Annotated in this window: 7 protein-coding genes; 3 read left to right on the forward strand and 4 right to left on the reverse strand. The window is 54.5% G+C overall.

The annotated features are described in order from the left end of the window. Positions 1-75 precede the first annotated feature (75 nt). Together iclR and ABLV12_RS13800 are read left to right on the forward strand one after the other, a co-directional pair. Positions 76-903, forward strand: a complete 828-nt coding sequence (gene iclR / locus ABLV12_RS13795) for a glyoxylate bypass operon transcriptional repressor IclR (protein WP_004117167.1) — start codon at positions 76-78, stop codon at positions 901-903. A gap of 9 nt (positions 904-912) precedes the next feature. Continuing rightward, positions 913-1,317, forward strand: a complete 405-nt coding sequence (locus ABLV12_RS13800; protein ID WP_097365664.1) for an ASCH domain-containing protein — start codon at positions 913-915, stop codon at positions 1,315-1,317. Between the two features lie 14 nt (positions 1,318-1,331). On the opposite strand, the gene aceK is transcribed toward ABLV12_RS13800, so the two are convergent. The 4 genes from aceK to metA all read right to left on the reverse strand — a co-directional run bounded on the left by aceK (position 1,332) and on the right by metA (position 7,374). Further along, on the reverse strand, positions 1,332-3,074 hold the full coding sequence (aceK, locus tag ABLV12_RS13805) for a bifunctional isocitrate dehydrogenase kinase/phosphatase (protein WP_123830072.1): 1,743 nt from the start codon (positions 3,072-3,074) through the stop codon (positions 1,332-1,334). A 48-nt stretch (positions 3,075-3,122) separates the two neighbouring features. Next, positions 3,123-4,427: an isocitrate lyase gene (gene aceA, locus ABLV12_RS13810; RefSeq protein ID WP_024274896.1), complete on the reverse strand. Its 1,305-nt coding sequence runs from the start codon at positions 4,425-4,427 to the stop codon at positions 3,123-3,125. Positions 4,428-4,583: 156 nt separating this feature from the next. Continuing rightward, complete coding sequence (aceB, locus tag ABLV12_RS13815) at positions 4,584-6,185, reverse strand: malate synthase A (protein WP_348867108.1); 1,602 nt, start codon at positions 6,183-6,185, stop codon at positions 4,584-4,586. A gap of 259 nt (positions 6,186-6,444) precedes the next feature. After that, positions 6,445-7,374, reverse strand: coding sequence for a homoserine O-succinyltransferase (gene metA, locus ABLV12_RS13820; RefSeq protein ID WP_004109666.1), 930 nt, complete (start codon positions 7,372-7,374; stop codon positions 6,445-6,447). Positions 7,375-7,530: 156 nt separating this feature from the next. Here metA and ABLV12_RS13825 point away from each other — a divergent pair, with 156 nt between their 5' ends. Further along, entirely contained in the window at positions 7,531-7,968 is a 438-nt protein-coding gene (locus ABLV12_RS13825) for an acetyltransferase (RefSeq protein ID WP_004117147.1), read from the forward strand. Positions 7,969-8,083 lie beyond the last annotated feature (115 nt).

Below are 8,083 nucleotides of genomic sequence, written 5' to 3' on the forward strand. Positions count from 1 at the left end.
TCAGTCGGGTAGTGATTGCATTATCGCCAAATAAAACGAAAATCATTTCCACGATACAGAAAAAAGGAGTCCGCGATGGCGACCCCCGCTCCCGCAAAACGCGGCAGAAAACCTGCCGCCTCCGCCGCCGCTCCGGCCGGCGGGCAAGTTCAGTCCCTGACCCGCGGCCTGAAGCTGCTCGAATGGATTGCTGAATCTCACGGCAGCGTGGCGCTGACCGAACTGGCCCAGCAGGCCGGCTTGCCTAATTCCACCACCCACCGCCTGTTAACCACGATGCAGCAGTTGGGTTTTGTTCGTCAGGTCGGTGAACTGGGCCACTGGTCGGTGGGCGCCCATGCTTTCGTCGTCGGCAGCAGCTTCCTGCAAAGTCGTAACCTGTTGGCGATCGTCCATCCGATTTTGCGTCAACTGATGGAAGACTCCGGCGAAACGGTTAACCTCGCGGTGCTGGACCCGAGCGATCATCAGGCGATCATTATCGATCAGGTGCAGTGTACCCAACTGATGCGTATGTCGGCGCCGATTGGCGGTAAGCTGCCGATGCACGCTTCTGGCGCCGGTAAGGCGTTTTTGTCGCAGTTGAGTGAAGATCAGGTCACCGGCCTGCTGCACCGTCAAGGTCTGCACGCTTACACCCACGCTACGCTGGTATCGCCGGTGCATCTGAAAGAGGACCTGGCCCAGACGCGTAAGCGCGGCTATTCGTTTGATGACGAAGAACACGCGCTAGGACTGCGCTGCGTAGCGTCATGCATTTATGATGAACATCGTGAGCCGTTCGCCGCTATCTCTATTTCCGGGCCCATTTCCCGCATTACCGATGACCGCGTGACCGAGTTCGGCGCCATGGTGATCAAAGCGGCGAAAGAAGTGACGCTGGCGTATGGCGGAGTGCGCTAAATGAGCGATCTGAAATCCTACTGGCAGGATAAATACCCTTCTGCTTTTTGCTGGTCTTTCGGCGATTCAGCGGAGCTGGCCGACGAGCTGGCGGCCCTGGTCATCGCGGGGAAGAAGCGCGGCACCTGCGGTTCGCTTGCCAGCTATCAGCAGGAGCAGCCGCCCGTGACGCCGGGGGCATATCACATTGTGCTGGACGGCCAGGGCAAAGCCGTCTGCGTGATACGCACCCTGATGCTCAGGCTGATCCGGTTTAATGAAATGAGCCCTGAGCTCGCCGCGCTGGAGGGCGAAGGTGATTTGAGCCTCGCTTACTGGCAATCGGCGCATCAGGCATTCTTTGAACGCGAAGGCACCTGGGCGCCGGATATGGAGCTGGTGTACGAAGAATTTGCGGTTATAGAGGCCGCCTGAACCTGGCCGCCTGTTTACCCTGCCTGTTGCAGGTTGCCATAGCGAACGCAAAAGCGCTGACGGCGACGATAGGCGTAGACGTCTTCCACGTGGCCGTTGCGAATACGGTTTTGCAGCTCCCGCCAGTAGTCGGCGCGCAGCAGGTCGGCGTGCATCTCTTCAAATAGCGGCCCGATACGCGGGTCGGCGCACAGCCAGTGGCGAAACTCCTCCGGAAAAACATCGCCCGGCGAGACGCTGTACCAGGGCTCGCTGGCAAGCTCATCTTCCGGATAGCGCGCTGGCGGGATCTCGCGGAAATTCACCTCCGTCATATAGCAAATTTCATCGTAATCGTAGAACACCACCCGGCCGTGACGCGTAACGCCAAAATTCTTAAATAGCATATCGCCGGGGAAAATGTTGGCGGCAGCCAGCTGACGAATGGCGTTCCCGTACTCCTCGACTGCATCGCGCAGCGCCTGCCCGTCAACCTGCTCCAGCCAGATATTCAGCGGCACCATCCGCCGCTCGATATACAGATGGCTGATCGCAATCCGATCGCCGAGGTCGGTAATTTTCCCACCGGCTTCGGTTTGTAACAGGGCCATCAGCTCGGGCGCAATTTGCCGTTTCTTCAGCACGAAGTTCTCAAACTCCTGGGTGTCGGCCATCCGTCCCACGCGGTCATGCTCTTTGACCAGCTGGTAACAGGCGCGCACGTGAGCGGCAGTCATCTCTTTCTGCGGCGCGAAGCGGTCCTTGATGACCTTAAATACCCGGTCAAAGCCCGGCAAGGTAAACACCAGCATGACCATCCCGCGGATCCCCGGCGCTTCAACAAATTGTTCATTGCTGCGGGAAAGATAGTGCAGGTATTCCCGATAGCTTTCCGTTTTCGCATGCTTCTGGCAGCCAATCGCCATGTACAGTTCGGCGGTGGTTTTACCCGGCAGAATCTCGCGCAGCCACTCGACCAGCGCGCCGGGCAGCGGCGCGTAAACCATAAAATAGGAGCGGGCGAAGCCAAAAACGATACTGGCTTCGGCATGCGTCGTCAGGCAAGCATCGACAAACAGTTCGCCTTCATCGGTACGATGGATTGGCAGAAGAAAAGGCAGCGTGGCCATCGGCGTAACCAATTTGCCTACCAGCCAGGCTGCCTTATTGCGGTAAAAAAGTTCATTCGCCACCTGTAGATACGACCGGGAGAGCAGCTCGCCGCCAAGCGCTTCCTGCAGGCAAACGGTGATATACCCGATATCGCGCGCTCTGTTTTGCCACGGCAGGCGGAGAGGAAGATCGGATAACACTTTGCGTAATAACGTGTCCCAGCCGCGCTCGGGAAAGAAATCTTTCGCCAGCGGCCGCGGTATAGAGCGCAGGCGCCGCTCGGGCTGCGAGCTGAAAATAAAAAGCCGCTCGGGAGTCAGCGAGCGGTGGTCAAACAACCGACAATAGACGGAATTGAAAAAGCTCTCCGCAATTTCGAAGCGAGGGTAATCCGGCAGCAGGCGGGTATAGTGTTCTTTTACCCGCAGCAAAAAGTCGCTATCGGTATTTTTGCCATCGGTAATGCAGCGCAGCTGCTCGACGACCAGGCCGACATGGTGATCGTAGAGATGGATGCGCTGCTTCATTGCCTGCTGGACGGCATGCCAGTCGGCCTGTTCAAAGCGCTGCTGGGCGCCGGAAGTAACTTCAAGAAAACGACCGTACTGGGCGTCGAAACCCTGCAAAATAGTTTGCGCAATCAATAATTCCAGGCCACGTGTCATACCTTCCCCTCTCTCCCTCTCCCCCGGAGAGAGGGAGAGGGGAAATGATCAGAACTGATCTTCTTCTGTAGAGCCGGTTAACGCCGTTACTGATGAGGTTCCGCCCTGGATAATGGTGGTGACCTTATCGAAGTAGCCAGTCCCGACCTCCTGCTGATGGGAGACAAAGGTATAGCCATCTTTCGCCGCCGCGAATTCCGGCTGCTGAACCTTCTCAACGTAGTGCTTCATCCCCTCGCCCTGGGCGTAAGCGTGAGCCAGATCGAACATGTTGAACCACATGCTGTGAATACCGGCCAGGGTGATGAACTGATATTTGTAGCCCATATCCGCCAGCTGCTGCTGGAAGCTGGCAATGGTTTTATCATCCAGCTTTTTCTGCCAGTTAAACGACGGTGAGCAGTTATAGGCCAGCAGTTTGCCCGGATATTTCGCATGGATCGCATCGGCAAAGCGCTTCGCCAGCTCAAGGTCCGGGGTGGAGGTTTCACACCACACCAGGTCGGCATAGGGCGCGTAGGCCAGCCCGCGGCTGATCGCCTGTTCGATACCGGCATGGGTGCGGAAGAAACCTTCGCTGGTACGGTCGCCGGTAATGAACTGACGATCGTAAGGATCGCAGTCTGAGGTAATTAAATCCGCCGCATCGGCGTCAGTGCGGGCAATCACCAGCGTTGGCACGCCCATTACGTCTGCCGCCAGACGCGCGGCAACCAGTTTCTGAATCGCTTCTTGCGTGGGAACCAGCACTTTGCCGCCCATATGGCCGCATTTCTTCACCGAAGCCAGCTGATCTTCGAAGTGTACGGCCGCTGCACCGGCCTCAATCATCGATTTCATCAGCTCAAACGCATTAAGCACGCCGCCAAATCCCGCTTCCGCATCGGCGACGATCGGCAGAAAATAATCGGTATAACGCGGATCGTTCGGTTCAATACCCGCAGACCACTGGATCTGATCCGCGCGGCGGAAGGTGTTATTGATCCGATCGACCACGGCCGGTACTGAGTTAGCCGGATAGAGCGATTGATCCGGATACATGCTGGAGGCCAGGTTGGCGTCCGCCGCGACCTGCCAGCCAGAAAGGTAAATCGCTTCAATGCCCGCTTTCGCCTGCTGTAACGCCTGGCCCCCGGTCAGCGCGCCCAGGCTGTTGACGTAGCCTTTTTTCGCTTCGCCGTGCAGCAGTCGCCACATCTTTGCCGCGCCCAGCTGCGCCAGCGTACATTCCGGGTTAACGGAGCCGCGTAGCTTCACCACGTCTTCGGCGCTGTATGGGCGAGTAATGCCTTCCCAGCGCGGGTTGGTCCACTCTTTGTTTAATTCTTCGATTTGTTGGGTACGGGTTTTCATGTGCAGATGCTCCATATTATTTTCCTGGCTTCCCAGGCATTATTGGTGATGACAGTTTGGTCACGGCCAGCGCGCAAAAACCGGAGCGTACTTATAGTACGTGAGGATTTTGAGTACTGCCCGGGGCCAAAATGGCAAACAAAGTAGCCTGGGCCGTCAGGCCAGCAGGCGGTAACCCGGCAAAGTCAGGAAGTCAATGAGCTCATCGGAAGTGGTGATCTGTTCCATCAGGCGCGCGGCCTCGTCAAAGCGCCCGCTGCTGTAGCGGTGCTCGCCCAGTTCGTCCTGAATCACCCGCATCTCTTCGGCCAGCCACTGGCGGAACAGCGCTTTAGTTACCGGTTGACCGCTGCTGAGCGTTTTCTCGTGATGGATCCACTGCCAGATTGAGGTACGTGAGATCTCGGCCGTTGCCGCATCCTCCATGAGGCCATAAATCGGTACGCAGCCGTTGCCGGAAATCCACGCCTCGATGTACTGCACCGCCACGCGAATGTTGGCGCGCATGCCCTCTTCGGTTCGTTCGCCCTCGCAGGGGGCCAGCAGCTGTTCAGCGGTAATTGGCGCATCGTCTTCACGGGTGACAAATAGCTGATTTTTGTTCTCACCGAGCACGCCATTAAAGACGGCCATCGCGGTGTCAGCCAAACCGGGATGCGCAATCCATGTGCCATCATGACCGTTATTCGCCTCCAGCGATTTGTCCGCTTTTACCTTGTTCAGCACCTGATTGTTCCGCTCAGCATCTTTGCTCGGAATAAAGGCCGCCATGCCGCCCATCGCAAATGCGCCGCGCTTATGGCAGGTCTTAATTAACAATCGTGAGTAGGCACTGAGGAATGGCTTGTCCATCGTCACCACCTGACGATCCGGCAGAACGCGGTCCGGGTGATTCTTCAGCGTTTTGATATAGCTGAAGATATAGTCCCAGCGCCCGCAGTTCAGACCCACAATATGGTCGCGCAGGGCATGCAGGATTTCGTCCATCTGGAATACGGCGGGCAGCGTTTCAATCAGCAGCGTGGCTTTGATAGTGCCGCGCGGCAGCTCAAAACGGTCTTCCGTAAAGCTAAAAACTTCACTCCACCACGCGGCTTCCTGCCAGGCCTGGGTTTTCGGCAGATAGAAATAGGGCCCGCTGCCTTTTTCCAGTAACGCTTTGTAGTTATGGAAGAAATAAAGAGCAAAGTCGAACAGGCTGCCGGGAATGGCTTCCCTGCGCCATGTCACGTGTTTTTCCGGCAGATGCAGGCCGCGCACGCGACAGATCAGCAGCGCCGGGTTCGGTTTAAGCTGATAGATTTTGCCAGCTTCATTGGTATAGCTGATGGTGCCGTTAACCGCATCGCGCAGGTTAATTTGCCCCTCAATGACTTTGCTCCATTCAGGCGCCAGTGAGTCTTCGAAATCCGCCATAAAGACTTTTACGTTCGCATTCAGCGCATTGATCACCATCTTACGCTCTACCGGACCGGTGATTTCCACCCGGCGATCCAGCAAATCCACAGGGATGCCGCGAATTTTCCAATCACCATTACGAATGGAAGCTGTTTCCGAAATAAAATCAGGTAGATTACCGTCATCAATTTCCTGCTGCTGCTGGAGACGCGCCGCCAGGAGTTTATTGCGCTCAGGCGTAAAGCGGCTCACCAGTTCAGTCAAAAATTCGACTGCCTCAGGCGTTAAGATTTGCTTCTCCTGGTCGCCATATGGCTGGCTAAAAGCCAGTTCGTCAGTAATTGTCGCCTGCTGCGTCATGTGCTGCTCCTCTTGGTTGATCCAGTTGGCGCGAACGTAAGATCGTTGTGTAGTTTTCGTTCAGCACAATTAAGACTACGCATTTATTTTTCAAAATCAAAAACAATTTCCATTTTTAATTTAATTCTCATTTAACCTATTGATAACAATATAAATAAAGTTTAATCACAATATGAGCCGCATTTCGGAAATAAAAAAGGCACCCGAAGGTGCCAGAGGCAAAATGCTGAAACGCTTTAGGATCGCGTTGTGTAGAAGATTAATCCAGAGTCGGATTCATATGGCGTAGATCGTATGGCGTGATCTGGTAGACGTAATAATTCAGCCAGTTGATAAACAGTAGATTGCCATGGCTTCGCCAGGTGGCGCGCGGTTTGTTCTGCGGATCGTTTTGCGGGAAATAATTGTGTGGAACCTGGGGATCGAGGCCCGCTTCCACATCGCGGAAGAACTCGCTGGCCAAGGTGTTTGCATCATATTCTGGATGACCGGTCACGAAGGCGATGCGCTTGTCTTTGCTGGCGAACAGGTAGGCATCGCCCTCTTCCGTTTCCGCCAGAATCTCCAGGTCGGTGTAGTCGCGTATCAGCGCCGCCGGGAAATCGGCATAGCGCGAGTGCGGCGCGAGAAAGCTATCGTCAAAGCCGCGGGTTAATAAGGCATGTGGTTGCAGGATATGGTGTTCGTAGACGCCGGAAATCTTCTCAGAGCGCGTCTGTTTAGGGATACCATAGAGGATATTGAGGGCCGCCTGTACAGCCCAACAGACAAATAGCGTTGAGGTAACATGATCTTTAGCCCATTCCAGCACCTGTTTGATCTGCGGCCAGTAGGCAACGTCATTAAACTCAACCAAACCTAAGGGCGCGCCGGTAACAATCAGGCCATCAAAATTCTGATCGCAAATATCTTCAAAGTTGCAGTAGAAGTTGTTCAGGTGTTCCGCTGGGGTATTACGCGATTCGCGGGCATCGATGCGCAGCAGCTGGATATCAAGCTGCAGAGGAGAGTTGGAAAGCAGTCGCAAAAACTGATTCTCAGTCTCGATTTTCTTCGGCATCAGATTAAGGATGAGCACCTTCAGCGGGCGGATTTCCTGAGTCGTCGCGCGAGTTGTCGTCATCACAAAGACGTTTTCATTACGCAAGAAATTGACGGCCGGTAGCTCGTCCTGCACCCGAATTGGCATAACTTTATTACCTCATAACATACGTATAAACGTTTAGACATCCAGACAGCTGAAGATACCCAGGAATAATGTGAATGTCGAGCCTGTAAATGCAGGGTGAGAAAATTTCACGGAGATATTTACGTTAGAATATAAGAACAAATAAAAGGAGCACGTATGGTTATTAGTATCCGCCGTTCACGGCATGATGAAGGGAAAAAACTGATTGCGATCTGGTGTCGATCGGTCGATGCAACGCACGGTTTTTTATCAAAAGCATATAGAGCGGAGCTGGAAGAGCTGGTGAGCTCATTCCTACCCGAAGCGCCGCTGTGGGTAGCAGTAACGGAGGAAGATGAGCCGGTCGCCTTTATGCTTCTAACGGGGGAACATATGGATGCGTTATTTGTTGATCCTGCCGTTCGCGGCTGTGGCGTGGGTAAGCTTTTGATTAAACACGCCTTGTCGTTAGCGCCCAGACTGACGACTAACGTTAACGAGCAGAATGAACAAGCGGTCGGATTTTATAAGAAAATGGGCTTTAAGGTGACAGGCCGTTCTGAAACGGACGATCTTGGAAAACCGTATCCGTTATTGAATTTGGTACATGAGTAATGAAAAGGCCGGATAAGGGTAGACCGATGTCCGGCAGTTTCAGACGACAAAAACGCAAAGAGCCCATCCGTCAGGATGGGCTCTTCACTTGTTTGATGCCTGGCAGTTCCCTACT

Source organism: Klebsiella sp. CN_Kp100 (assembly GCF_040065315.1).
Lineage (GTDB): Bacteria > Pseudomonadota > Gammaproteobacteria > Enterobacterales > Enterobacteriaceae > Klebsiella > Klebsiella oxytoca.